This is a genomic window from Pseudomonas sp. S3_B08, from assembly GCF_054667725.1.
This window is the reverse complement of record NZ_CP162750.1, coordinates 796,507-820,942: the sequence shown is the minus strand read 5'-3', so window position 1 is coordinate 820,942 and position 24,436 is coordinate 796,507. Positions and strand designations below refer to the sequence as shown.

Here is a 24,436-nt window from a genome sequence, read left to right as displayed (position 1 = left end):
CCCGCCCTACTTCAATCTCAAGGCCCGCTCCCACATGGGGCGCGGGCCAATTACATACTGATCAAGCCTGACCTTCGGCGAGGAAGAACCAGGTTTCCAGCACGGTGTCCGGGTTCAGCGACACGCTTTCGATGCCCTGTTCCATCAGCCACTTGGCCAGATCCGGGTGGTCCGAAGGACCCTGACCGCAGATGCCGATGTACTTGCCAGCCTTGTTGCAGGCCTGAATGGCGTTGGCCAACAGCTTCTTGACCGCTGGATTACGTTCGTCGAACAGGTGCGCGATGATCCCCGAGTCACGGTCCAGACCCAGCGTCAGTTGGGTCAGGTCGTTGGAGCCGATCGAGAAACCGTCGAAGAATTCGAGGAATTCCTCAGCCAGAATCGCGTTGGATGGCAGTTCGCACATCATGATTACGCGTAGACCGTTCTCGCCACGCTTCAAGCCGTTCTCGGCGAGCAGATCGACCACCTGGCTGGCTTCGCCCAGAGTACGGACGAACGGCACCATGATTTCCACGTTGGTCAGGCCCATCTCGTTGCGCACGCGTTTCAGCGCGCGGCATTCGAGTTCGAAGCAGTCGCGGAACGATTCGCTGATGTAACGCGAAGCGCCACGGAAGCCCAGCATCGGGTTTTCTTCTTCCGGCTCGTAGAGCTTGCCGCCGATCAGGTTGGCGTATTCGTTGGACTTGAAGTCCGACAGACGCACGATGACTTTTTTCGGCGTGAACGCTGCAGCCAGGGTGCTGATGCCTTCCACCAGTTTGTCGACGTAGAAGTCGACCGGGTCGCTGTAACCGGCAATACGCTTGTCGACGCTGTCCTTGATTTCCTGCGGCAGGCCGTCGTAGTTCAACAGCGCTTTCGGGTGCACGCCGATCATGCGGTTGATGATGAATTCCAGACGCGCCAGACCGACGCCGGCGTTCGGCAATTGGGCGAAGTCGAAGGCGCGGTCCGGGTTGCCGACGTTCATCATGATCTTGAACGGCAGCTCCGGCATGGCGTCGACGGAGTTCTTCTTGATGTCGAAGCCCAGTTCGCCTTCGAAGATGTAGCCGGTGTCGCCTTCGGCGCAGGACACGGTCACGCCCTGGCCATCCTTCAGCAGCTGGGTGGCGTTGCCGCAACCGACCACCGCCGGAATGCCCAGCTCACGGGCGATGATCGCCGCGTGGCAGGTACGCCCGCCCCGGTTGGTGACAATGGCGCTGGCGCGCTTCATCACCGGTTCCCAGTCCGGGTCGGTCATGTCGGAAACCAGCACGTCGCCCGGCTGGACTTTGTCCATTTCCGAGACGTCTTTGATGATGCGTACTTTGCCGGCGCCGATGCGCTGGCCGATCGCCCGGCCTTCCACCAGCACGGTGCCGGTTTCTTTCAGCAGGTAACGTTCCATGACGTTGGCCTGGGTGCGGCTTTTCACGGTTTCCGGACGCGCCTGGACGATGTACAGCTTGCCGTCGTCACCGTCCTTGGCCCACTCGATGTCCATCGGGCAGCCGTAGTGCTTCTCGATGATCATCGCCTGCTTGGCCAGCTCGCTGACTTCGGCGTCGGTCAGGCAGAAACGCGCGCGTTCGGCCTTGTCGACATCGACGGTTTTGACCGAACGACCGGCCTTGGCCTCGTCGCCGTAGATCATCTTGATGGCTTTGCTGCCCAGATTGCGACGCAGGATCGCCGGACGACCGGCCTCCAGTGTGCCTTTGTGTACGTAGAACTCATCCGGGTTGACCGCGCCTTGTACGACGGTTTCGCCCAGGCCGTAAGCGCCGGTGATGAACACCACGTCACGGAAACCCGATTCGGTATCGAGGGTGAACATCACGCCGGCGGTGCCGGTTTCCGAACGCACCATGCGCTGCACGCCAGCCGACAGGGCGACCAGTTTGTGGTCGAAGCCCTGGTGCACGCGGTAGGAAATCGCACGGTCGTTGAACAGCGAAGCGAACACCTCTTTGGCGGCGCGGATTACGTTTTCCACACCACGGATGTTCAGGAAGGTTTCCTGCTGACCGGCGAACGAGGCGTCCGGCAGGTCTTCGGCGGTAGCAGAAGAACGCACGGCCACGGCTACGTCAGGGTTGCCCGCCGACAGCGCGGCGAACGCGGTGCGGATCTCGGTGTTGAGTTTTTCCGGGAATTCGGCGTCCATGATCCATTGGCGGATCTGCGCGCCGGTCTTGGCCAGGGCATTGACGTCGTCGACGTCAAGCGCGTCGAGGGCCTTGTGGATCTGCTCGTTCAGGCCGCTCAGTTCGAGGAAGTCACGATAGGCCTGAGCCGTCGTGGCGAAGCCGCCGGGGACCGAAACACCGGCGCCTGCCAGGTTACTGATCATCTCGCCCAGGGATGCGTTCTTGCCCCCCACATGCTCAACATCGTGTTTGCCGAGCTTATCGAGGGAAACTACGTACTCTACCAAGGTGATCTCTCCACTAACTGTGTTGGAAAAGCTCAGAAACCGGCGGCCCGGGGGAGCCTTGGCCGGTTGTATGGCCTGGACCTGGAAAATAAGTGAGAATGCGGGCCAATGGCGGCCGGCAAATCGCGCCTATCATATCCAGAAATGCTCATCAGCTTAAGGCCCAAGGTGCAAATGAAACGATCTGCTTTCTTCATCTCCGATGGCACCGGCATTACCGCCGAAACCCTGGGTCAAAGCCTGTTGGCGCAGTTCGAAAACATTACCTTCAGCAAATTCACGCGGCCCTACATCGACAGCGTGGAAAAAGCGCGGGCCATGGTACAACAAATCAACAAAGCCGCTGAAACCGACGGCTTTCGGCCGATCATCTTCGACACCATCGTCAATCAGGACATTCGTGAGATTCTCGCAACGTCCAATGGTTTCATGATCGACATTTTCTCGACCTTCCTCGCGCCGCTCGAACAGGAGCTCACCGAGCACTCTTCCTACACCGTCGGCAAGTCCCATTCCATCGGGCACAACTCCAATTACATGGAGCGCATCGAGGCGGTGAACTTCGCCCTCGACAACGATGACGGCGCGCGCACCCACTATTACGACAAAGCCGATCTGATACTAGTGGGCGTGTCGCGATGCGGCAAAACGCCGACGTGTCTGTACATGGCCATGCAGTTCGGCATCCGCGCGGCCAACTATCCGCTGACCGAAGACGACATGGAGCGCCTGACCCTGCCGACGGCCCTGCGCGCCCATCAGCACAAGCTGTTCGGCCTGACTATCGACCCGGACCGCCTCACTGCGATTCGCAACGAGCGCAAGCCCAACAGCCGTTATTCGAGCTACGCCCAGTGCGAATTCGAAGTGCGCGAAGTAGAGAACCTGTTCCGCCGCGAGAACATTCCGCACATCAATTCCACGCATTTCTCGGTGGAAGAGATTTCGGCGAAGATTCTGGTGGAGAAAGGGGTTGAGCGGCGGTTCAAGTAGTCCGGCGTCGCCTGATCTGGCGCCTTCGCGAGCAGGCTCGCTCCCACAGTAGACCTGCATCGTAACGACTGTGGGAGCGGGCTTGCCCGCGAAGAACGATAACGCGGTCTGTCAGAGCACAAACAGATCGATGAATCGATTCACCGCTGTGGCTTCCAGCCGCGCCTGATCCTCACAGAGCGCAAATATCTCAGCGCAACGCTGCCCGGCAAACCGCGTGGCCAGGTTGGCCTTGAACTTGTCCTCCAGCAACGGAATACCTTCGGCGCGGCGGCGGCGATGGCCGATCGGGTACTCCACCACGACGTTCTCGGTGCTGCTGCCGTCCTTGAAAAACACCTGCACGGCATTGGCAATCGAGCGTTTGTCGGGCTCAAGGTATTCGCGGGTGAAGCGCGGTTCTTCAACGATGAGCATTTTTTCGCGCAGCACATCGATGATCGGATGCGCCTTGTGGAAGTCGTCTTCGTAGTGCTCCGCCACCAGATTGCCGAATGCCAGCGGCACGGCGGTCATATATTGCAGGCAGTGGTCGCGGTCGGCTGCGTTGGCCAGCGGGCCGACCTTGGAAATTATGCGGATCGCCGATTCATGGGTGGTGATGACAATGCGGTCGATCTCGTGCAGGCGATTGCGCACCTGCGGATGCAGGGTCACCGCCGCCTCGCATGCCGTCTGCGCATGGAATTCGGCGGGGAAACTGATCTTGAACAGCACGTTTTCCATCACGTAACTGCCGAACGGCCGGGAAAAGCTGAAAGCGCGTTTGTCCGCGGGTTTCAGCGCCAGATCGTTGTTGGTGTGGCTGAACGAAACGTCATAGAAGCCCCACTGCTTCGCGCTCAACACGCCGGGAATGCCCATCTCACCGCGCATGGCGATGTCGGCCAGACGCACGCCGCGACTCGCCGCATCCCCCGCCGCCCAGGATTTGCGCGAGCCGGCATTGGGTGCGTGGCGATAGGTGCGCAGCGCCTGACCGTCGGCGAAGGCATGGGACAGCGCCGACAGCATCTGCTCGCGATTGGCACCCATCAGTCTGGCGCTGACGGCGGTCGAGGCGACTTTCACCAGAATGACGTGGTCGAGTCCAACCCGGTTGAAGGAGTTTTCCAGAGCGATCACGCCTTGAATCTCGTGGGCCATGATCATCGCTTCCAGCACATCACGAACCGTCAGCGGCGCCTCACCGTGGGCGACGCGTTTCTGCGACAGGTGATCAGCAACGGCGAGGATGGCGCCGAGGTTGTCCGATGGATGTCCCCATTCGGCGGCAAGCCAGGTGTCATTGTAATCGAGCCAGCGGACGATACAGCCGATGTCCCACGCGGCCTTGACCGGATCGAGGCGATAACTGGTGCCCGGCACTCGTGCGCCGAACGGTACAACCGTGCCTTCGACGATCGGGCCGAGATGTTTCGTGCATTCGGGAAAACGCAGAGCCAGCAGACCGCAGCCCAGCGTGTCGATCAGGCAGTTGCGCGCGGTGTTCAGCGCTTCGGCGGATTCGGGCTTGAAGGTGAGGACGTAGTCGGCGATGTCCTGCAGGACTGCGTCGTAATCGGGACGGTTGTTCAGGTCGACGTTGGCGCTCATGTTCGATTCACTCGTAAAGTGGTTCGTTGATGGGACCTCGGTTCAGGGCTAACGATTTCTTATGATTGAAATGCAATCCACTGTGGGAGCGAGCCTGCTCGCGAAGGCTGAGTGTCAGTCAACCTTTGCATGTCTGATGCATCGCTTTCGCGAGCAGGCTCGCTCCCACAAGGATATTGCTGTCGCTTAAAAGGAATCTCCGGGCACGCGGACGTAACCTTCCATGAGAACGCGCGCACTGCGGCTCATGATGGCTTTCTTCACCACCCACTCGCCATTCTCCAGCGTCGCTTCAGCGCCCACGCGCAAAGTCCCCGACGGATGGCCGAAACGCACCGCGTTGCGTTCAATGCCTCCCGCAGCGAGATTCACCAACGTGCCGGAAATCGCTGCCGCCGTGCCGATCGCCACTGCCGCCGTGCCCATCATGGCGTGGTGCAGCTTGCCCATCGACAACGCGCGCACCAGCAGGTCCACATCACCAGCGGCAATCGCTTTTCCACTCGACGCTACGTAATCCGCAGGCTTGGCGACGAATGCGACCTTCGGCGTGTGCTGACGCTTGGCGGCTTCTTCCAGATTGGCGATCAGGCCCATGCGCAACGCACCGTAAGCACGAATCGTCTCGAACATCAGCAGCGCTTTTGGATCGCCGTTGATCGCGCCCTGGAGTTCGGTGCCGGTGTAACCGATGTCTTCGGCGTTGACGAAAATCGTCGGGATCCCGGCGTTGATCATCGTCGCCTTGAACGTGCCGACACCCGGCACTTCCAGCTCGTCGACCAGATTGCCGGTGGGGAACATCGAGCCACCGCCGCCCTCTTCTTCCGCCGCCGGATCCATGAATTCAACCTGCACTTCCGCCGCCGGAAAGGTCACGCCGTCGAGTTCGAAATCACCGGTTTCCTGCACTTCGCCGTTGGTGATCGGGACGTGGGCAATGATGGTCTTGCCGATGTTGGCCTGCCACACGCGCACCACCGCCACGCCGTTGTGCGGAATGCGGCTGACGTCGACCAGACCGTTGCTGATGGCGAACGAACCGACCGCCGCCGAAAGGTTGCCGCAGTTGCCGCTCCAGTCGACGAACGGCTTGTCGATCGACACTTGGCCGAACAGGTAATCGACGTCGTGATCGGCGCGGGTGCTTTTCGACAGGATCACGGTTTTGCTGGTGCTCGACGTTGCGCCGCCCATGCCGTCGATTTGCTTGTCGTACGGGTCGGGACTGCCGATAACCCGCAGCAGCAGCGCATCGCGTGCCGGGCCAGGAACCTGCGCGGCTTCGGGCAGATCGGTCAGGCTGAAGAACACGCCTTTGCTGGTGCCGCCGCGCATGTAAGTCGCAGGGATTTTTATTTGTGGTGCGTGAGCCATGGTGCTCCTTACCGAAGGCATGGGACTTGAAAATCCCATGCCCACAAGTTGATTTAAACGGCGACCGCCGAGCCTTCGAGGAAGTCCTGCGCGAAGCGCTGCAACACGCCGCCGGCCTCGTAGATCGACACTTCTTCAGCGGTATCGAGACGGCAGGTCACCGGCACTTCGACACGCTCGCCATTCTTGCGATTGATCACCAGCGTAAGATCCGCACGCGGCTTGCGCTCGCCGATCACGTCGTAGGTTTCGCTGCCATCGATGGCCAGGGTGTGGCGGTTGGTGCCAGGTTTGAATTCCAGCGGCAACACGCCCATGCCCACCAGGTTGGTGCGGTGAATGCGCTCGAAACCTTCAGCGGCAATCGCCTCGACACCGGCCAGGCGCACGCCTTTAGCCGCCCAGTCGCGGGACGAACCCTGACCGTAGTCGGCACCGGCAATGATGATCAGCGGCTGCTTGCGCTGCATGTAGGTTTCGATGGCTTCCCACATGCGCATGACCTGGCCTTCCGGCTCGACACGCGCCAGCGAACCCTGCTTGACCTTGCCGTTTTCCACGACCATTTCGTTGAACAGCTTCGGATTGGCGAACGTCGCGCGCTGTGCGGTCAGGTGGTCGCCACGGTGGGTGGCGTAGGAGTTGAAGTCCTCTTCCGGCAGGCCCATTTTCGCCAGGTATTCGCCGGCGGCGCTGTCGAGCATGATCGCGTTCGATGGCGACAGGTGATCAGTGGTGATGTTGTCCGGCAGCACCGCCAGCGGGCGCATGCCCTTCAACGGACGGGCGCCGGCCAGTGCGCCTTCCCAGTACGGCGGACGGCGGATGTAGGTGCTCATCTCGCGCCAGTCGTACAGCGGCGCGACTTTCGGCCCGGTGTCTTCATGCACGGCGAACATCGGAATGTAGACCTGACGGAACTGCTCGGGCTTGACCGACGACTTCACCACCGCATCGATTTCTTCGTCGCTCGGCCAGATGTCCTTGAGGCGGATTTCCCGGCCATCGACCACGCCCAGCACATCCTTCTCGATATCGAAACGGATGGTCCCGGCGATCGCGTAGGCAACCACCAGCGGCGGCGAAGCAAGGAATGCCTGTTTGGCGTACGGGTGAATGCGGCCGTCGAAGTTGCGGTTGCCGGAAAGCACGGCGGTTGCGTACAGATCGCGGTCGATGATCTCTTGCTGGATCAGCGGATCGAGCGCGCCGGACATGCCATTGCAAGTGGTGCAGGCAAACGCGACGACGCCGAAGCCGAGCTGTTCAAGTTCAGTGGTCAGCCCCGCTTCATCGAGGTACAGCGCCACGGTTTTCGAGCCCGGCGCCAGCGAGGATTTGACCCATGGCTTGCGCGTCAGGCCGAGCTTGTTGGCATTGCGCGCCAACAGGCCGGCGGCGATGACGTTGCGCGGGTTGCTGGTGTTGGTGCAACTGGTGATCGCGGCGATGATCACCGCGCCGTCGGGCATTTGCCCCGGCACGTCATCCCACTGGCCGGAGATGCCTTTGGCCGCCAGATCGGACACCGCGACGCGGGCGTGCGGGTTGCTCGGGCCGGCCATGTTGCGCACCACCGAGGACAAATCGAAGGTCAGGCCGCGCTCGTATTGCGCACCTTTGAGGCTGTCAGCCCACAGGCCGGTGAGTTTGGCGTACTGCTCGACCAATTGAACCTGCTGGTCTTCACGGCCGGTCAGTTTCAGGTAATCGATGGTCTGCTGGTCGATGTAGAACATCGCCGCCGTGGCGCCGTATTCCGGGGCCATGTTGGAAATGGTCGCGCGGTCGCCGAGGGTCAGCGCTGCTGCACCTTCACCGAAGAACTCCAGCCAGGCACCAACGACTTTCTGTTTGCGCAGGTATTCGGTCAGGGCCAGGACCATGTCGGTGGCGGTGATGCCCGGTTGCAACTTGCCGGTCAGTTCGACGCCAACGCTTTCCGGCAGACGCATCCACGACGCACGGCCGAGCATCACGCTCTCGGCTTCGAGGCCGCCGACGCCGATGGCAATCACACCCAGCGCATCGACGTGCGGCGTGTGGCTGTCGGTGCCGACGCAAGTGTCGGGGAACGCCACGCCTTCGCGCACCTGAATCACCGGCGACATTTTCTCCAGGTTGATCTGGTGCATGATGCCGTTGCCCGGCGGGATCACGTCGACGTTCTTGAAGGCCTTTTTGGTCCAGTTGATGAAGTGGAAACGGTCTTCGTTGCGGCGGTCTTCGATGGCGCGGTTCTTCTCGAAGGCCTGGGCATCGAAACCGCCCGCCTCGACGGCCAGCGAGTGGTCGACGATCAGTTGCGTCGGCACCACCGGGTTGACCTGCGCCGGGTCACCGCCCTGCAAAGCGATGGCGTCACGCAGACCGGCGAGGTCGACCAGCGCGGTCTGGCCGAGGATGTCATGGCAGACCACCCGCGCCGGGAACCACGGGAAATCGAGGTCGCGCTTGCGTTCGATCAGTTGCTTGAGCGAGTCGGTGAGCGTGGCCGGGTCGCAGCGACGCACAAGGTTTTCCGCCAGCACGCGGGAGGTGTACGGCAGGGTGTCGTAGCTGCCGGGCGCAATCGCCTCGACCGCCGCGCGGGTGTCGAAGTAATCCAGCGGCGTGCCGGGCAGGTTCTTGCGGAATTCTGTGTTCATCGGGTCAGGACTCGGGTCACGGTGATTGCAAAGGGTGGGCCAGAAACCTGAGTTACACACCGTCCACTATGGGAGCGAGCCTGCTCGCGAAAGCGGTATATCAGTCGACATCAATGTTGAATGTCAGTCCGTCTTCGCGAGCAGGCTCGCTCCCACAGGGTCTAGCGGTGTTCTCTGGTTCCGGGTCAGCCCACCATTTCAGCGACGTTCGATTGGCACGAACTTGCGCTGTTCGACGCCGGTGTACTCGGCGCTTGGGCGGATGATGCGGTTGTTGGCGCGTTGTTCGAACACGTGCGCGGCCCAGCCGGTCAGGCGCGAGCAGACGAAGATCGGCGTGAACAGCTTGGTCGGGATGCCCATGAAGTGGTAAGCCGAGGCGTGATAGAAGTCGGCATTCGGGAACAGTTTCTTCTGCTCCCACATGGTCTTGTCGATGGCCTCGGAAACCGGGAACAGCACCTTGTCGCCGACCTCGTCCGCGAGTTTTTTCGACCAGCCCTTGATCACCTCGTTGCGCGGGTCGCTGTCCTTATAGATCGCGTGGCCGAAGCCCATGATCTTGTCCTTGCGCTCGAGCATGCCGAGGGTGCCTTTAATCGCCTCTTCCGGCGACGAGAAGCGCTCGATCATTTCCATCGCCGCTTCGTTGGCGCCGCCGTGCAACGGGCCACGCAGCGAGCCGATCGCCGCCGTCACGCACGAGTACAGATCGGAAAGGGTCGAGGCGCAAACTCGCGCGGTGAAGGTTGAGGCATTGAATTCGTGTTCGGCGTAGAGGATCAGCGACACGTTCATGACTTTGACGTGCAGTTCGCTCGGTTTCTTGCCGTGCAGCAAATGCAGGAAGTGGCCGCCAATGGTCGGCTCGTCGCTGACGCAGTCGATGCGCTTGCCGTCGTGGCTGAAGCGATACCAGTAGCACATGATCGCCGGGAAAGCGGCGAGCAGGCGGTCGGTCTTGTCGCGCTGTTCGGCGAAGTCCTTCTCCGGTTCGATGTTGCCGAGGAATGAGCAACCGGTGCGCATGACGTCCATCGGATGCGCGTCGGCGGGAATGCGTTCAAGCACTTCTTTAAGCGCCTGCGGCAGGTCGCGCAGCTTGCTCAGTTTGCTTTGATAGTCGGCCAGTTGCGCTTTGGTCGGCAGTTCGCCGTACAGCAGCAGATACGCGACTTCTTCAAATTGCGCGTCGGCGGCCAGTTCACGCACGTCGTAGCCGCGATAGGTCAGCCCGGCTCCGGCCTGGCCCACGGTGGACAGTGCGGTTTGCCCGGCTACCTGGCCACGGAGCCCGGCGCCACTGAGTACTTTTGCTTCGGCCATTGTGTTCTCCAATCTTCTTGAATTTGTATGGGGAAAACTTGTGGGAGCGAGCCTGCTCGCGAAAGCGCTGGATCAGTCGACATCAATGTTGGATGTCAGTCCGTCTTCGCGAGCAGGCTCGCTCCCACAGGGTTTTGTTCAGCCTTTCTTCTGTGCAAACAACGCATCGAGCTTCTGCTCGAACGTGTGGTAATCGATACGATCGTAGAGCTCCATGCGAGTCTGCATGGTGTCGATTACATTCTGTTGCGTGCCATCGCGGCGGATCGCCGTGTAGACATTTTCCGCCGCCTTGTTCATCGCGCGGAATGCCGACAGCGGATACAGCACCAGAGAAACGTCGGCGCCGGCCAGTTGTTCGGTGGTGTACAGCGGCGTTGCGCCGAACTCGGTGATGTTGGCCAGGATCGGCGCTTTCACGCGGTTGGCGAACAGCTTGTACATGTCCAGCTCGGTAATCGCCTCAGGGAAAATCATGTCAGCGCCGGCCTCGATGCACGCCGCCGCACGATCGAGTGCCGACTCCAGACCTTCCACCGCCAGCGCATCGGTGCGCGCCATGATCACGAAGCTGTCGTCGGTGCGCGCATCGACGGCGGCTTTGATGCGATCAACCATTTCCTGCTGGCTGACAATTTCTTTATTCGGGCGATGGCCGCAGCGCTTGGCGCCAACCTGGTCCTCGATGTGAATCGCCGCCGCGCCGAACTTGATCATCGACTTGACCGTACGCGCGACGTTGAACGCCGACGAGCCGAAACCGGTGTCGACATCCACCAGCAGCGGCAGGTCGCAGACATCGGTGATGCGGCGCACGTCGGTGAGCACGTCGTCCAGCCCGGTGATGCCCAGATCCGGCACGCCCAGAGAACCTGCGGCTACACCGCCACCGGACAGGTAGATCGCCTTGAAACCGGCGCGCTTGGCCAGCAGCGCGTGGTTGGCGTTGATCGCGCCGACCACTTGCAAAGGATGCTCGCTGGCGACCGCATCGCGGAAGCGCTGGCCCGGCGTGTTCAGGTTGGAAGTCATGCATCACCTCGTTCAGTGGCTGTCTTGTTGTGGGCGCCGTCCTCGTAGTGACGGGCGATGTTGCGTTTCGAGGCGCCGATGTGGCGGCGCATCAACAGTTCCGCGAGTTCGCCGTCACGGTCGGCGATGGCATCGAGAATGCGGTGGTGTTCGGCGAAGGCCTGGTGCGGGCGATTCGGCGTGGTGGAAAACTGGATGCGGTACATGCGCACCAGTTGATACAGCTCGCCGCAGAGCATCTGCGTCAGCGTGCGATTGCCGCTGCCCTGGATGATCCGGTAATGAAAGTCGAAATCGCCTTCCTGCTGGTAGTAACCGACGCCGGCCTGAAACGCCGCATCGCGCTCGTGGGTTTCCAGGACCCGGCGCAGTTCGTCGATCTCCTCGACGCTCATGCGCTCGGCAGCGAGGCGGCAGGCCATGCCTTCGAGAGATTCACGGATTTCGTAGAGTTCGATCAATTCGGCATGGCTGAGCGAGACCACCCGCGCACCGACGTGCGGCACGCGCACCAGCAAGCGCTGCCCTTCCAGACGATGGATCGCCTCACGCAGCGGCCCCCGGCTGATGCCATAGGTGCGCGCCAGCTCCGGCTCGGAGATCTTGCTGCCCGGGGCGATTTCGCCTTTGACGATTGCGGCCTGGATGCGCCGGAAGACGTTTTCCGACAGCGTCTCGGAATCGTCGCCACTGATGACCGGGGGATCGAGTTGATCCAGCATGATTGTCGACACCTTTAAATCCAATGCGGCAAAAACTAGCCAATCTGGCCCGATGAGTCAAAGGATAAATAGGTATTGTCGACAATCGTCTAATAACCGCAGCCAATCGATCATCTATTACTGTGGGAGCGTGCCTGCTCGCGAAGGCGGCACATCAGCCGGCTTCTGCATCGAATGACACAGCGCTTTCGCGAGCAGGCTCGCTCCCACAAGAGTGGCATCCCTTGCAGCTCATGGGTCGGCGCAAGCGCTGGCGCCATAAAACCACCGTGCTAGAATGCCGCCCGCATTTGCGGGTCTTTTGTACGGCTTGCCATAAAAAGCTGCCAGGCACACGCGGGGGCTTGCGCACGGTTGTGCGGGCACCTGAACCGATAACGGAACGCTGCGCACCAGGATTTATGAGACTCAAGCCTTTCCCCACCTTTTTTGCTCTGTTTTGCCTGCCCGGCCTCGCCGCCGCGGGGGAAAAAACCGTGTACGGCCTCAACGAATACGCTTCGCTTGACGGCATCAATCTCGAAGTTGCGGCCAAACTCGACACCGGGGCGAAAACCGCCTCGCTGAGTGCCCGCGACATCAAACGCTTCAAACGCAACGGTGAATCCTGGGTACGTTTCTACCTGGCGATCGACACCGCGCATTCGCACCCCATCGAACGGCCGCTGGCGCGGGTCAGCAAGATCAAGCGCCGCGCCGGCGACTACGATCCGGAAGAAGGCAAGCAGTACACCGCCCGTCCGGTGATCGAGCTGGATATCTGCATGGGTTCGGCAATGCGCAGCATCGAAGTGAACCTCACCGACCGAAGTGCGTTCCAATACCCGCTTTTGATCGGCTCCGAGGCGCTGAAACGCTTCGACGCGCTGGTCGACCCCAGTCTTAAATACGCTGCCGGCAAACCTGCCTGCACCATCGCCGCTCACACCGCCGAGTAATTTCCATGCGTTCTCTAACCTTCCACCTGAAAATCCTGATCGCCGTGCTGGTGCTGCTGGGCGTTTCGGTTACGGCCTATCAGATTTTCGTGCTCGGCATCCCGGTGACCGAAGACGCCACCGACGACCTGTGGAACATCGACGCCAAGGTCGAGTTCGTCGCCAGCACCAAAGATCCGGTGAAGATCCAGATGTTCGTGCCGCCGTTGAGCCGCGATTACGTGAGCCTCAACGAAAGCTTCATCTCCAATAACTACGGCGTCGCAGTCAACCGCATCGACGGCAACCGCAAGGTGACCTGGTCGGCCCGTCGCGCCAAGGGCAATCAGACGCTGTATTACCGTCTGGTGCTGACCAAGCGCTACACCGCGGAAAAATCCAAGGTCAAAGGCCCGACCTTCCGTGACAGCATGGTCATCGAAGGCCCGGAAAAAATCGCCGCCGAAGCCCTGCTCGCGCCGATCCGCCAACATTCGGCCGACGTCGAAACCTTTATTGGCGAGGCGATCAAGCGCGTCAACAACGTCAACGACGACAACGTCAAATTGCTGCTGGCCGGCGATCCGTCGACTTCGCACAAAGCCAAGATCGTCGAACTGCTGCTGTCGATTGCCCACGTTCCGGTAGAAAAAGTCCACACCATCCGCCTCGTCGCCGATCAGCCTCAGACTCCCGAACTGTGGCTGCGCAGCTTCAACGGCAACGACTGGTTGTACTTCAACCCGGAAACCGGTGAGCAAGGCCTGCCGACCGATCGCCTGCTGTGGTGGACCGGTGACGAAAACCTGATCACCGTCGACGGCGGCAAGAAAGCCAACGTGACCTTCAGCCTGAACAACAGCGAGATGAACGCGATTCGTCTGGCCAAGCTGACCGACGAAAACACTGACGCCAACTTCCTCGATTACTCGCTGTACGGCTTGCCGCTGCAGACCCAGCAGACCTTCATGATCATGGTGATGATCCCGATCGGCGTGCTGGTGATCCTGATCCTGCGCAACCTGGTCGGCCTGCAGACCCTGGGCACATTCACCCCGGTCCTGATCGCCCTCGCCTTTCGCGAAACGCAGCTGGGCTTCGGCATTCTGCTGTTCACGGTGATCACCGCGCTGGGCCTGTCGCTGCGCTCGTATCTCGAACATCTAAAGCTGCAAATGCTGCCGCGCCTGTCGGTGGTGCTGACGTTCGTGGTGGTGTTGATTGCGGCGATCAGTCTGTTCAGCCACAAGCTGGGGCTTGAGCGTGGCTTGTCGGTGGCGCTGTTCCCGATGGTGATTCTGACCATGACCATCGAACGTCTGTCGATCACCTGGGAAGAACGCGGCGCCAACCATGCGCTGAAAGTCGCGATCGGCACGCTGTTCGCTGCCTCCCTCGCGCACCTGATCATGACCGTGCCGGAGCTGGTGTACTTCGTGTTTACCTTCCCGGCGATCCTGCTGATTTTGGTCGGTTTCATGCTGGCGATGGGTCGCTATCGCGGCTACCGCCTGACCGAACTAGTACGTTTCAAGGCCTTCCTGAAGAAGGCTGACGTCTGATGTTCGGTTTCTGGAAGACGTGGAAGGCCCTCGAGGCGCGCGGCATCATGGGCATCAACCGCCGAAACGCGGACTACGTGCTCAAGTACAACAAGCGCAGCCTGTACCCGATCGTCGATGACAAGATCCTCACCAAGGAACGCGCCATCGCCGCCGGCATTCACGTGCCGGAGCTGTACGGGGTGATCTCCACCGAGAAGGAAATCGACAAGCTCGACGAGATCATCGGCGGGCGCAGCGACTTCGTGATCAAACCGGCGCAGGGCGCGGGTGGCGACGGCATCATCGTCATCGCCGACCGCTTCGAAGGCCGTTATCGCACGGTGTCGGGCAAGATCCTCGCCCACGAAGAGCTGGAGCATCACATCTCCAGCATCCTCACCGGCCTGTACTCGCTGGGCGGCCACCGCGACCGCGCACTGATCGAATACCGCGTGACCCCGGATCAGATCTTCAAGAGCATCAGCTACGAAGGCGTGCCGGACATCCGCATCATCGTACTGATGGGTTACCCGGTGATGGCGATGTTGCGTCTGCCGACCCGCCAGTCCGGCGGCAAGGCCAACCTGCACCAGGGCGCCATTGGCGTCGGCGTCGATCTGGCCACCGGCCTTACGCTGCGCGGCACCTGGCTGAACAACATCATCACCAAACACCCTGACACCACCAACGCGGTGGATGGCGTGCAACTGCCCTACTGGGACGGTTTCATGAAACTCGCCGCCGGCTGCTATGAGTTGTGTGGGCTGGGTTATATCGGCGTGGACATGGTGCTCGATCAGGAAAAAGGCCCGCTGATCCTCGAGCTGAATGCGCGGCCGGGGCTGAACATTCAGATCGCCAACGATTGCGGCCTGACCTTGCGTACCCACGCGGTTGAAGCGCGGCTGGAAGAGCTGAAGGCGCGGGGCGTGACGGAGTCGGTTGAAGAGCGGGTGGCGTTTACCCAGGAGATGTTTGGGCATATTCCAGCTGTCGAAGGCTAAAAGCTCAAGAGCCCCTCACCCTAACCCTCTCCCAAAGGGAGAGGGGACTGACCGAGGTGGATGTTGGAGGTACGCCGACCTGAACGTCTTGAGTCGAACTCAAGCTTTGAAAAGCATGAAGATCGGCTCCCTCCCCCAAGATATCGAGCCGAACCCAAGTTTTGAAAAGCCCCCGATCTGCTCCCTTTCCCCCTCGCCCCCTTGGGGGAGAGGGTTGGGGTGAGGGGGAGGCTTTTGACTTTGATCTGGCAGCGCAGAGGACTACAATCCCCACCCCGCCTCAACGGCCGATCTGCCCCGCCCATGCTGACCTGCTCCGTACACCCACTGCCCTACCGCGCCAATCCGGCCGACTATTTCGCGGCCATTCGCAACGCACCCGGCGCCGTGCTGCTCGACAGCGGCCGGCCGAGCGCTGAACGCGGCCGTTATGACTTGCTCAGCGCCTGGCCGCTGGAACAACTGGCGGTGTTGCCGGACGAGAGCGGCGCGCATTTCCTCCAGCGCCTGCGTGACAATCTCAGCCGCTTGGGCGAAGCACAATTGCCTGCCGGGTACCAATTGCCGTTCGCCGGCGGACTGATCGGTTATTTGAGCTACGACTTCGGCCGGCATCTGGAAAACCTGCCGAGTCAGGCACTGGATGACCTGCAACTGCCCGATGCGCGTTTTGGCCTGTACGACTGGGCGCTGATCAGCGATCACCACGGGCAAACCAGCCAACTGGTCTTTCATCCTTCGCTTGTCGACAGTGAACGGCAGCGATTGGTCGCGCTGTTCACTCAGCCGCAAGTTGACGCGATGGCTCCCTTCAAACTGAGCGCCCCGATGGCCGCTGATATTTCGGCCGACGATTACCGTCAGGCGTTCGAACGCATTCAGGAATACATCCAGGCCGGCGACTGCTATCAGGTCAACTTCGCGCAACGCTTCCGCGCGCAATGCCAGGGCGATCCGTGGCTGGCTTACTGCGCTTTGCGTCAGGCCTGCCCGACGCCGTTCTCCGGCTTCCAGAGCCTGCCCGACGGCGGCGCGGTGCTGAGCCTGTCACCGGAACGTTTCGTCAGAGTCAGCCAGCGCCAAGTCGAAACCCGACCGATCAAAGGCACTCGCCCACGCGGCCTGACTCCAGCCGAAGACGCTGCCAACGCCGCCGAACTGCTAGCCAGCCCCAAGGATCGCGCGGAAAACCTGATGATCGTCGACCTGCTGCGCAACGACCTCGGGCGCACCTGCCGCATCGGCTCGGTGCGGGTGCCGGAGTTGTTCAGCCTGGAGAGCTATCCGAATGTGCATCATCTGGTCAGCAGCGTGACCGGTGAATTGGCGACGGATCGTGATGCGCTGGACCTGATCGCTGGCAGCTTCCCCGGCGGCTCGATCACCGGCGCACCGAAGATACGGGCGATGCAGATCATCGACGAGCTGGAGCCAACCCGGCGCGGTTTGTATTGCGGATCGTTGCTGTACCTGGACGTGCGCGGTGAGATGGACAGCTCCATCGCTATTCGCAGTCTGTTGGTCAAGGATGGCCAGGTGTGCTGCTGGGGCGGCGGCGGGATTGTTGCCGATTCGGACTGGCAGGCGGAGTATCAGGAGTCGATGACCAAAGTGCGGATCCTGCTCGATACCCTGCAAAACCTCTAAAAACTTAAAAGCTTCGCGAGCAGGCTCGCTCCCACAGGGAAATGTATTCCAAATGTGGGAGCGAGCCTGCTCGCGAAGACGTCCTTCCAGACGACTACAAACTCAGCTCTCTATTAGAGGCCTTGAGAAATTCCTGCTTCAGCTCTTCAAACGTATGCACCGCCGGGAACTGCGGAAACTCGCGAATCACGTTGTCCGGCGCATGAAACAGAATCCCCGCGTCCGCCTCGCCGAGCATGGTCGTGTCGTTGTATGAATCCCCCGCCGCGATCACCCGGTAGTACAGGCTCTTGAACGCCAGCACCGACTGACGCTTGGGATCTTTCTGGCGCAGTTGATAGCTGGTCACCCGCCCGCTTTCGTCAGTGATCAAGCGATGGCAAAGGAGAGTCGGGAAGCCCAGCTGGCGCATCAGTGGCTGTGAAAACTCATAAAAGGTGTCCGAGAGAATCACCACCTGAAAGCGCTCGCGCAGCCAGTTGACGAACTCCACTGCGCCATCCAGCGGTTTCAGCGTGGCGATCACTTCCTGAATGTCCGAGAGTTTGAGGCCGTGCTCATCGAGGATGCGCAAACGCTGCTTCATCAATACGTCGTAATCGGGAATGTCCCGGGTGGTGGCCTTGAGGGCGTCGATTCCGGTTTTTTCGGCGAAGGCGATCCAGATTTCCGGTACCAGTACCCCTTCAAGATCCAGGCAAGCAATTTCCACAAGACACTCCCGTTTATAGTGATTATTTGAGTCAAGCGAGGCCGAACTCTAGCGTCTGCACCCGAGGCGCGCAACGCAGAGGACGCCCCGGCCGCGGCAGCTTTTTGTTACCATCGGCCCCCTATAGAGCGCCCGAGCGCCATTGACCTGTAGGAAGCCGCCCTGATGAGCCCAACGTTCGACGTCGTGGAACTCGCCACGACCTATGCCAACAAATCCGCCCAGGACATCCTCAAGCTCGCCTTCGCCGAGTTCGGCGATGACTTGTGGATATCCTTCAGCGGCGCCGAGGACGTGGTGCTGGTGGACATGGCGTGGAAGCTGAACAAGAACGTCAAAGTGTTCAGCCTCGACACCGGCCGCCTGCATCCGGAGACCTACCGCTTCATCGAGCAAGTGCGCGAGCACTACAAGATCGATATTGAAATCGTCTCGCCGGACTACACGAAACTCGAACCGTTCGTGAAGGAAAAAGGCCTTTTCAGTTTCTACAAGGACGGCCACGGCGAATGCTGCGGCATCCGCAAGATCGAGCCGCTGCGCCGTAAGCTGTCCGACGTCAAAGCGTGGGCCACCGGCCAGCGCCGCGACCAGAGCCCGGGCACCCGCAGCGCCGTGGCGGTGCTGGAAATCGACACAGCCTTCTCGACACCGGAACGCACCCTGTACAAGTTCAACCCGCTGGCGCAGATGACCAGCGAGGAGATCTGGGGTTACATCCGCATGCTCGAACTGCCCTACAACAGCCTGCACGAGCGCGGTTTCATCAGCATCGGCTGCGAACCCTGCACCCGCCCGGTGCTGCCGAACCAGCACGAGCGTGAAGGCCGCTGGTGGTGGGAAGAAGCCACGCAGAAAGAATGCGGACTGCATGCGGGGAATATCATCAGCAAGAGCAAGGCTTGATCCCCCATTTATAGAAAGACCTGTGGGAGCGAGCCTGCTCGCGAAAGCGCAGTTCCAGTCAACGTTTCAGTTGCCTGATACACCGCATTCGCGAGCAGGCTCGCTCCCACATTGATATGTGCCAGGCACGCAAAAGGTGTACACAAGGTTGTCACCATCGGTGCCATTTATGTGTGCACTTTCTGTTTTTACGCCCTGAAAAGTTACATCCCCCAGCAGAATCCCCATCTGCTTGCCCGTCTGCAAACTCCCTCCCCTGAAAAAAATTCCTGTCCAATCGATCAATTTATATCGCCGGTTTTTCAGCGACTTATGCTGCATCGATAACTATTCGAAATGAACGTGGCTGCCCATAGATTCATAACTGGCATAAATCTGGCTTTATCGCATACATGTTTTGTATACAAAACTGCAAAACATGCACACTTTCGATCCGCAAGCCTGAAGCGCCCTATCCCGTACAGGCTGCAGATGCCCCGTAACCAGTGATGTTTTCACCGCCGCGACGAAGATTTGTCGAGCCTGAGCGCTCATGCACAGTCATCGCGGGAGTGAACGTCAGGAGCCTGCCGGAATGCGTACAAGTCTTTCGAATAACATCGTGCTGAATCTGCCCTCCTCCACGCTTGATCAACCGTTGCCCGATGACGGACTGAGCGAGCCGCTGCAACTGAGCCCGCGTCTGCACAACAGCGATCTGGCGCCGACCAAAGCCGAAGGCCGACGTTGGGGCCGGTACAGCATCTTCGCCCTGTGGACGAATGACGTGCACAACATCGCCAACTACTCGTTCGCCATCGGCTTGTATGCACTGGGTCTGGGCGGCTGGCAGATTCTGTTGTCGCTGGGGATCGGCGCGGCGCTGGTGTATTTCTTCATGAACCTGTCCGGGTACATGGGGCAGAAAACCGGGGTGCCGTTTCCGGTGATCAGCCGGATCAGTTTTGGCATCCACGGTGCGCAAATTCCTGCATTGATCAGGGCGGTTATCGCCATCGCCTGGTTCGGTATTCAGACGTACCTCGCCTCGGTGGTATTCCGCGTCCTGCTGACCGCCGTGCATCCCGGCTTTGCCGAATACGATCACGACTCAATTCTGGGCCTGTCGAGTCTGGGCTGGGTGTGCTTTGTAGCAATCTGGCTGGTGCAACTGGCGATCCTCGCCTACGGCATGGAGATGGTGCGCCGTTACGAGGCATTTGCCGGGCCGGTGATTCTGCTGACCGTTGCTGCGCTCGCCGGGTGGATGTACTTCCAGGCCAACGCGACCATTGCCTGGTCGATCCGCGAGCCGCTGACCGGTGGCGAGATGTGGCGCAACATCTTTGCCGGCGGCGCGTTGTGGCTGGCGATCTACGGCACGCTGATCCTCAATTTCTGCGACTTCGCCCGTTCTTCGCCGTGCCGCAAAACCATCAAGGTGGGAAATTTCTGGGGCTTGCCGGTGAACATTCTGGTATTCGCCGCGATTACCGTGTTGCTGTGTGGCGCGCAGTTCCAGATCAACGGGCGGATCATCGAAAGTCCGACCGAGATCATCGCTTCGATCCCCAACACGTTCTTTCTGGTGCTCGGCTGCCTGGCTTTTCTGATCGTCACCGTTGCGGTGAACATCATGGCCAACTTCGTCGCCCCGGCGTTCGTCCTCAGCAACCTGGCGCCGAAGTACCTGACCTTCCGCCGCGCCGGGTTGATCAGCGCGACCATCGCCGTGCTGATCCTGCCGTGGAACCTCTACAACAGCCCGCTGGTGATCGTGTATTTCCTGTCGGGCCTCGGCGCCCTGCTCGGCCCGTTGTACGGCGTGATCATGGTCGACTACTGGCTGATCCGCAAAGGCCGGATCAACGTGCCGCAGCTCTACAGCGAAGACCCCAACGGCGCTTATTACTACAGCCGTGGCATCAATTTCCGCGCGGTGGCGGCGTTTATTCCTGCAGCGCTGATCGCCATCATCCTGGCGCTGGTACCCGGTTTCCACAGCGTCTCGCCGTTCTCCTGGCTGATCGGTGCCGGCATCGCCGGCATGCTTTACCTGATCGTCGCCAAACGCCACACGCATTACGCCGACGTCAGCGGCGAGTGCATCGCTGTGGATAACGTCAGCCACTGATCCCTTCGCGGCCCGGTTTCGGGCCGCACCACTGCCCGCAATAAGGATTTTCCATGCGTATTCTCGTGGTCAACGTCAACACCACCGAATCCATCACCGACGCCATCGCCCGCTCGGCGCAGGCCGTCGCTTCGCCCGGTACCGAAATCGTCGGCCTGACGCCGTACTTCGGCGCCGAATCGATTGAAGGCAATTTCGAAAGCTACCTGGCCGCCATCGCCGTGATGGATCGAGTGATGTCTTACGATCAACCCTTCGATGCGGTGATCCAGGCCGGCTACGGCGAACATGGCCGCGAAGGTTTGCAGGAACTGCTCAACGTGCCAGTAGTAGATATCACTGACGCGGCGGCCAGCACCGCGATGTTTCTCGGCCATGCCTACTCGGTGGTGACCACGCTGGATCGCACCGTGCCGCTGATCGAGGATCGGCTGAAATTGTCCGGCCTGTGGGATCGCTGTGCCTCGGTGCGCGCCAGTGGTCTGGCGGTTCTGGAGCTTGAACACGAACCGCAGCGCGCACTGGAAGCGATCGTGCAGCAGGCCGAACTGGCGGTGACCCAGGACAAGGCCGAGGTGATTTGCCTGGGCTGCGGCGGCATGGCCGGGCTGGATGAACAGATCCGTCGGCGCACCGGCGTGCCGGTGGTGGATGGCGTGACAGCGGCGGTGACGATTGCCGAGTCGCTGGTGCGTTTGAAGTTGTCGACGTCCAAGGTGCGCACTTATGCGACGCCACGGCCGAAGAACATTGTTGGTTGGGCGCAGCGCTTTGCTCGATAGACCGAGTTATCGTTCATCGCGGGCAAGCCCGCTCCCACAGGGTTTTGTGTTGTTTGCAAGATGTGTGAACAACTCAAAACTTGTGGGAGCGGGCTTGCCCGCGATAGCCGCAACTCGGTTTGATGCCTGGCTCAGATAGCACTAAACCGACGCCCCAGTCCCTGCTCAGCAAACTGTTCAATCACGAAATCCACAAACGCCCGGGTCTTGCCCGGCAACAATTTGTGCTCGGCGTAATAGATCGAAATGTTGCCGTCATCGACAAACCAGTCAGGCAGCACTCGCTGCAACGTCCCTGCGTGAAGATACGCGACCGCAAACGGCATGCTCACCAGCGCAATGCCCAAACCTTGCATCGCCGTTGCACAGGCAGCCTCGGAATCACTCATGGTCATCCGCGCCCGCAATGTCAGCGGACTGTGTTGCTGATCGCGGTGAGTCAGTTGCCAGGAACGCACGCGCCCGGTCTGCGGTGAGCGAATCAGAATGCCGTCGTGTTGCCTGAGGTCATCGGGATGGCTGATCGGCGCATGTTTTTGCAGATAGTCCTCCGATGCCACCAACACCCGATGCGCCGGTGTCAGCCTGCGCGCAACCACGCCTTGTGGCAGCTCAAAGCCGCCGCCAATCGCCGCGTCGAAGCCCTGCCCGATCAGGTCGACCTGGCGGTTATCGAAATGCCAGTCCGGGTTGATCGCCGGATAGCGCCGCAAGAACTCACCGAGCAGCGGCACGATATACAGACGACCGAACACCGTGCCCATGCTGACTTTCAGCGTGCCGGCCGGTTGCCCGCCGGCACTGGCCAGATTGGCTACGGCATTCTGGATGGTGGTCAGGCTGGCGCTGACTTCACTCAAAAACAGCTGCCCCGCTTCGGTCAGGGTCAGGCTGCGTGTACTGCGCTGGAACAGCCGCACGCCGAGCCGCGCCTCCAGTTTCGCCACGCTTTTGCCGACCGCCGCCGGGGTCAGGCTCAAGCGTCGCGCGGCTTCGGCAAAGCTGCCGACTTCGGCGCTGCGCACAAAGCATTCGATACTGCTGAATGTTTCCATGATCGCCACTATAAACTTCTGGTTTACACAGACTATAGCAATCATGGTCTACCCGGTTGTCGATGCCAGGCCGATACTCGGCACCAACACCAAGGCATTCCGCCTTGAACACTTGGAGATCGAACATGACCACTCAACACCTCAGCGGCAAGGTCGCTCTGATTCAAGGCGGTTCGCGCGGCATCGGCGCAGCCATCGTCAAACGTCTGGCCGCTGAAGGCGCCGCCGTCGCTTTCACTTACGTCAGCTCCGCCGCCAAAGCCGAAGAACTACAGAACAGCATCACCGGCAACGGCGGCAAAGCCTTGGCGATCAAGGCTGACAGCGCCGACGCCAGCGCGATTCGCCACGCCGTCAGCGCCACCGTCGAAGCGTTTGGGCGCCTGGACATTCTGGTCAACAACGCCGGCGTGCTGGCCATCGCGCCGCTGGAAGACTTCAAACTCGAAGACTTCGATCAGACCCTGGCCATCAACGTGCGCAGCGTGTTCATTGCGTCCCAGGAAGCGGCGAAACACATGGGCGAAGGCTCGCGGATCATCAACATCGGCAGCACCAACGCCGACCGCATGCCCTTCGGCGGTGGCGGCGTGTACGCAATGAGCAAATCGGCACTGGTCGGCCTGACCAAAGGCCTGGCCCGCGATCTCGGCCCACGCGGTATCACCATCAACAACGTGCAACCTGGCCCGGTCGACACCGACATGAACCCGGCCCACGGCGAATTCGCCGACAGCCTGATCCCGCTGATGGCCGTCGGTCGTTACGGCACCGCCGATGAAATCGCCAGCTTCGTCGCCTACCTGGCCGGGCCGGAAGCCGGCTACATCACCGGTGCCAGCCTGACCATCGACGGTGGTTTCGGCGCCTGACAGACCGGCAAGAAAAAACGCCGCTCTTCTTTATAGGAAGGGCGGCGTTTTTGTGCGGACGGTCAAGCCAGTTCCAGCGTCGGCAAGCCAAAGGCGCTGGGCATAAATGCTTTCAGCGAGCGGATAATGCCGTCAGCGTGAGCATATTTCTCATCAGCCATCGCTGCGTCGGGGATGGCGATTGCGGTCATGCCTGCCGCTTTCGCGGCGGTGACGCCGAACGGCGAATCCTCGAACACCAGACAATCCCCGGGCGCGATGCCCAGGCGCCGGGCGGCGGTGAGGAAGATATCCGGCGCCGGTTTGGCCGCGCCGACTTCCGGATCGTCCGCCGTGACGATGAAATCGAACAGCGCAAACCACTCACGGTGCAAGGTGGTTTTCTGCCCGAACGACTGGCGCGACGAACTGGTGCCGACTGCGATCGGGATGTTGTGCGCCTTGAGGTGACGCACCAGCGCTTCGGCCCCCGGCATCGCTTGCGCCTTGGGGAAACGCTCGCGCATCAGCGGCTCGCGGATCTGCAGAAATTCTTCCGGAGTGATCGGTAACTCCAACGCCTGCACCACGTAGTTGGCCAGATCATTGGCACCGCGACCAATGATGTTCTGCTTGACGCTCCAGTCGAAGGTTTTCCCGTAGCGCCCGGCAATCAGCGAGGTGACCTCGGTGTAAATGCCCTCGGTGTCGAGCAGCAAACCGTCCATATCGAAAATCACGGCCTTGATCGGGCCGAACGTCTTCAGCGGTGCATTCATC

General features: G+C 60.7%; 19 protein-coding genes. 9 read left to right on the top strand and 10 right to left on the bottom strand.

Features of this window, described 5'->3' with window-relative positions:
• Positions 1-61: 61 nt before the first annotated feature.
• Entirely contained in the window at positions 62-2,431 is a 2,370-nt protein-coding gene (gene ppsA / locus AB4N73_RS03885) for a phosphoenolpyruvate synthase (RefSeq protein ID WP_039762994.1), read from the bottom strand.
• 174 nt (positions 2,432-2,605) lie between these two features.
• Here ppsA and ppsR point away from each other — a divergent pair, with 174 nt between their 5' ends.
• On the top strand, positions 2,606-3,424 hold the full coding sequence (gene ppsR / locus AB4N73_RS03880) for a posphoenolpyruvate synthetase regulatory kinase/phosphorylase PpsR (protein ID WP_016773826.1): 819 nt from the start codon (positions 2,606-2,608) through the stop codon (positions 3,422-3,424).
• Between the two features lie 111 nt (positions 3,425-3,535).
• On the opposite strand, the gene prpD is transcribed toward ppsR, so the two are convergent.
• The 6 genes from prpD to AB4N73_RS03850 all read right to left on the bottom strand — a co-directional run bounded on the left by prpD (position 3,536) and on the right by AB4N73_RS03850 (position 12,122).
• On the bottom strand, positions 3,536-5,020 hold the full coding sequence (gene prpD / locus AB4N73_RS03875) for a 2-methylcitrate dehydratase (RefSeq protein WP_460142933.1): 1,485 nt from the start codon (positions 5,018-5,020) through the stop codon (positions 3,536-3,538).
• Between the two features lie 186 nt (positions 5,021-5,206).
• The gene (gene prpF, locus AB4N73_RS03870) at positions 5,207-6,397 is read right to left on the bottom strand and encodes a 2-methylaconitate cis-trans isomerase PrpF (protein ID WP_460142932.1); all 1,191 of its coding nucleotides are present in this window, start codon (positions 6,395-6,397) and stop codon (positions 5,207-5,209) included.
• 53 nt (positions 6,398-6,450) lie between these two features.
• Positions 6,451-9,045: a Fe/S-dependent 2-methylisocitrate dehydratase AcnD gene (acnD, locus tag AB4N73_RS03865; protein ID WP_016773823.1), complete on the bottom strand. Its 2,595-nt coding sequence runs from the start codon at positions 9,043-9,045 to the stop codon at positions 6,451-6,453.
• A gap of 198 nt (positions 9,046-9,243) precedes the next feature.
• A complete protein-coding gene (prpC, locus tag AB4N73_RS03860) occupies positions 9,244-10,371 on the bottom strand; it encodes a bifunctional 2-methylcitrate synthase/citrate synthase (RefSeq protein ID WP_122750984.1) in 1,128 nt (375 codons plus the stop codon).
• Positions 10,372-10,509: 138 nt separating this feature from the next.
• Positions 10,510-11,403, bottom strand: a complete 894-nt coding sequence (prpB, locus tag AB4N73_RS03855; protein ID WP_024012298.1) for a methylisocitrate lyase — start codon at positions 11,401-11,403, stop codon at positions 10,510-10,512.
• Positions 11,400-12,122, bottom strand: coding sequence for a GntR family transcriptional regulator (locus tag AB4N73_RS03850; RefSeq protein ID WP_177180867.1), 723 nt, complete (start codon positions 12,120-12,122; stop codon positions 11,400-11,402). The genes prpB and AB4N73_RS03850 overlap by 4 nt, the downstream gene beginning before the upstream one ends.
• A gap of 404 nt (positions 12,123-12,526) precedes the next feature.
• Here AB4N73_RS03850 and rloA point away from each other — a divergent pair, with 404 nt between their 5' ends.
• From rloA to pabB, 4 genes are all read left to right on the top strand, one after another.
• Positions 12,527-13,063 (top strand): retropepsin-like aspartic peptidase RloA, encoded by a 537-nt coding sequence (rloA, locus tag AB4N73_RS03845; protein WP_016773819.1) that lies wholly within the window; start codon positions 12,527-12,529, stop codon positions 13,061-13,063.
• 5 nt (positions 13,064-13,068) lie between these two features.
• Positions 13,069-14,604, top strand: a complete 1,536-nt coding sequence (rloB, locus tag AB4N73_RS03840) for an osmotic stress tolerance membrane protein RloB (RefSeq protein ID WP_125927626.1) — start codon at positions 13,069-13,071, stop codon at positions 14,602-14,604.
• A complete protein-coding gene (locus AB4N73_RS03835; protein WP_056784132.1) occupies positions 14,604-15,590 on the top strand; it encodes an alpha-L-glutamate ligase-like protein in 987 nt (328 codons plus the stop codon). The genes rloB and AB4N73_RS03835 overlap by 1 nt, the downstream gene beginning before the upstream one ends.
• 303 nt (positions 15,591-15,893) lie before the next feature.
• Complete coding sequence (gene pabB, locus AB4N73_RS03830) at positions 15,894-17,237, top strand: aminodeoxychorismate synthase component I (protein ID WP_460142931.1); 1,344 nt, start codon at positions 15,894-15,896, stop codon at positions 17,235-17,237.
• A gap of 94 nt (positions 17,238-17,331) precedes the next feature.
• Here pabB and thrH read toward each other — a convergent pair whose 3' ends face one another.
• On the bottom strand, positions 17,332-17,949 hold the full coding sequence (thrH, locus tag AB4N73_RS03825) for a bifunctional phosphoserine phosphatase/homoserine phosphotransferase ThrH (protein WP_252869072.1): 618 nt from the start codon (positions 17,947-17,949) through the stop codon (positions 17,332-17,334).
• Positions 17,950-18,114: 165 nt separating this feature from the next.
• On the opposite strand from thrH, the gene AB4N73_RS03820 reads away from it, so the two are divergent.
• From AB4N73_RS03820 to AB4N73_RS03810, 3 genes are all read left to right on the top strand, one after another.
• Entirely contained in the window at positions 18,115-18,855 is a 741-nt protein-coding gene (locus tag AB4N73_RS03820; protein ID WP_243241704.1) for a phosphoadenylyl-sulfate reductase, read from the top strand.
• Between the two features lie 574 nt (positions 18,856-19,429).
• Entirely contained in the window at positions 19,430-20,968 is a 1,539-nt protein-coding gene (locus AB4N73_RS03815; RefSeq protein WP_460142930.1) for an NCS1 family nucleobase:cation symporter-1, read from the top strand.
• Between the two features lie 53 nt (positions 20,969-21,021).
• Positions 21,022-21,750: an aspartate/glutamate racemase family protein gene (locus AB4N73_RS03810; protein ID WP_252879741.1), complete on the top strand. Its 729-nt coding sequence runs from the start codon at positions 21,022-21,024 to the stop codon at positions 21,748-21,750.
• A 131-nt stretch (positions 21,751-21,881) separates the two neighbouring features.
• On the opposite strand, the gene AB4N73_RS03805 is transcribed toward AB4N73_RS03810, so the two are convergent.
• Complete coding sequence (locus tag AB4N73_RS03805; RefSeq protein WP_252885637.1) at positions 21,882-22,805, bottom strand: LysR family transcriptional regulator; 924 nt, start codon at positions 22,803-22,805, stop codon at positions 21,882-21,884.
• 125 nt (positions 22,806-22,930) lie between these two features.
• Here AB4N73_RS03805 and AB4N73_RS03800 point away from each other — a divergent pair, with 125 nt between their 5' ends.
• Entirely contained in the window at positions 22,931-23,677 is a 747-nt protein-coding gene (locus AB4N73_RS03800) for a 3-oxoacyl-ACP reductase family protein (RefSeq protein WP_056784118.1), read from the top strand.
• 62 nt (positions 23,678-23,739) lie between these two features.
• Here AB4N73_RS03800 and AB4N73_RS03795 read toward each other — a convergent pair whose 3' ends face one another.
• The gene (locus tag AB4N73_RS03795) at positions 23,740-24,435 is read right to left on the bottom strand and encodes an HAD-IA family hydrolase (RefSeq protein WP_056784114.1); all 696 of its coding nucleotides are present in this window, start codon (positions 24,433-24,435) and stop codon (positions 23,740-23,742) included.
• Between the last annotated feature and the right edge of the window lies 1 nt (position 24,436).

What these genes read in the sequence shown, in the direction of transcription:
- ppsR (WP_016773826.1), top strand. Translation starts at nt 2,606, where the DNA reads ATGAAACGATCTGCTTTCTTCATCTCCGATGGCACCGGCATTACCGCC.
- prpD (WP_460142933.1), bottom strand. Translation starts at nt 5,020, where the DNA reads ATGAGCGCCAACGTCGACCTGAACAACCGTCCCGATTACGACGCAGTC.
- prpF (WP_460142932.1), bottom strand. Translation starts at nt 6,397, where the DNA reads ATGGCTCACGCACCACAAATAAAAATCCCTGCGACTTACATGCGCGGC.
- acnD (WP_016773823.1), bottom strand. Translation starts at nt 9,045, where the DNA reads ATGAACACAGAATTCCGCAAGAACCTGCCCGGCACGCCGCTGGATTAC.
- prpC (WP_122750984.1), bottom strand. Translation starts at nt 10,371, where the DNA reads ATGGCCGAAGCAAAAGTACTCAGTGGCGCCGGGCTCCGTGGCCAGGTA.
- prpB (WP_024012298.1), bottom strand. Translation starts at nt 11,403, where the DNA reads ATGACTTCCAACCTGAACACGCCGGGCCAGCGCTTCCGCGATGCGGTC.
- rloA (WP_016773819.1), top strand. Translation starts at nt 12,527, where the DNA reads ATGAGACTCAAGCCTTTCCCCACCTTTTTTGCTCTGTTTTGCCTGCCC.
- rloB (WP_125927626.1), top strand. Translation starts at nt 13,069, where the DNA reads ATGCGTTCTCTAACCTTCCACCTGAAAATCCTGATCGCCGTGCTGGTG.
- AB4N73_RS03835 (WP_056784132.1), top strand. Translation starts at nt 14,604, where the DNA reads ATGTTCGGTTTCTGGAAGACGTGGAAGGCCCTCGAGGCGCGCGGCATC.
- pabB (WP_460142931.1), top strand. Translation starts at nt 15,894, where the DNA reads ATGCTGACCTGCTCCGTACACCCACTGCCCTACCGCGCCAATCCGGCC.
- AB4N73_RS03820 (WP_243241704.1), top strand. Translation starts at nt 18,115, where the DNA reads ATGAGCCCAACGTTCGACGTCGTGGAACTCGCCACGACCTATGCCAAC.
- AB4N73_RS03815 (WP_460142930.1), top strand. Translation starts at nt 19,430, where the DNA reads ATGCGTACAAGTCTTTCGAATAACATCGTGCTGAATCTGCCCTCCTCC.
- AB4N73_RS03810 (WP_252879741.1), top strand. Translation starts at nt 21,022, where the DNA reads ATGCGTATTCTCGTGGTCAACGTCAACACCACCGAATCCATCACCGAC.
- AB4N73_RS03805 (WP_252885637.1), bottom strand. Translation starts at nt 22,805, where the DNA reads ATGGAAACATTCAGCAGTATCGAATGCTTTGTGCGCAGCGCCGAAGTC.
- AB4N73_RS03800 (WP_056784118.1), top strand. Translation starts at nt 22,931, where the DNA reads ATGACCACTCAACACCTCAGCGGCAAGGTCGCTCTGATTCAAGGCGGT.
- AB4N73_RS03795 (WP_056784114.1), bottom strand. Translation starts at nt 24,435, where the DNA reads ATGAATGCACCGCTGAAGACGTTCGGCCCGATCAAGGCCGTGATTTTC.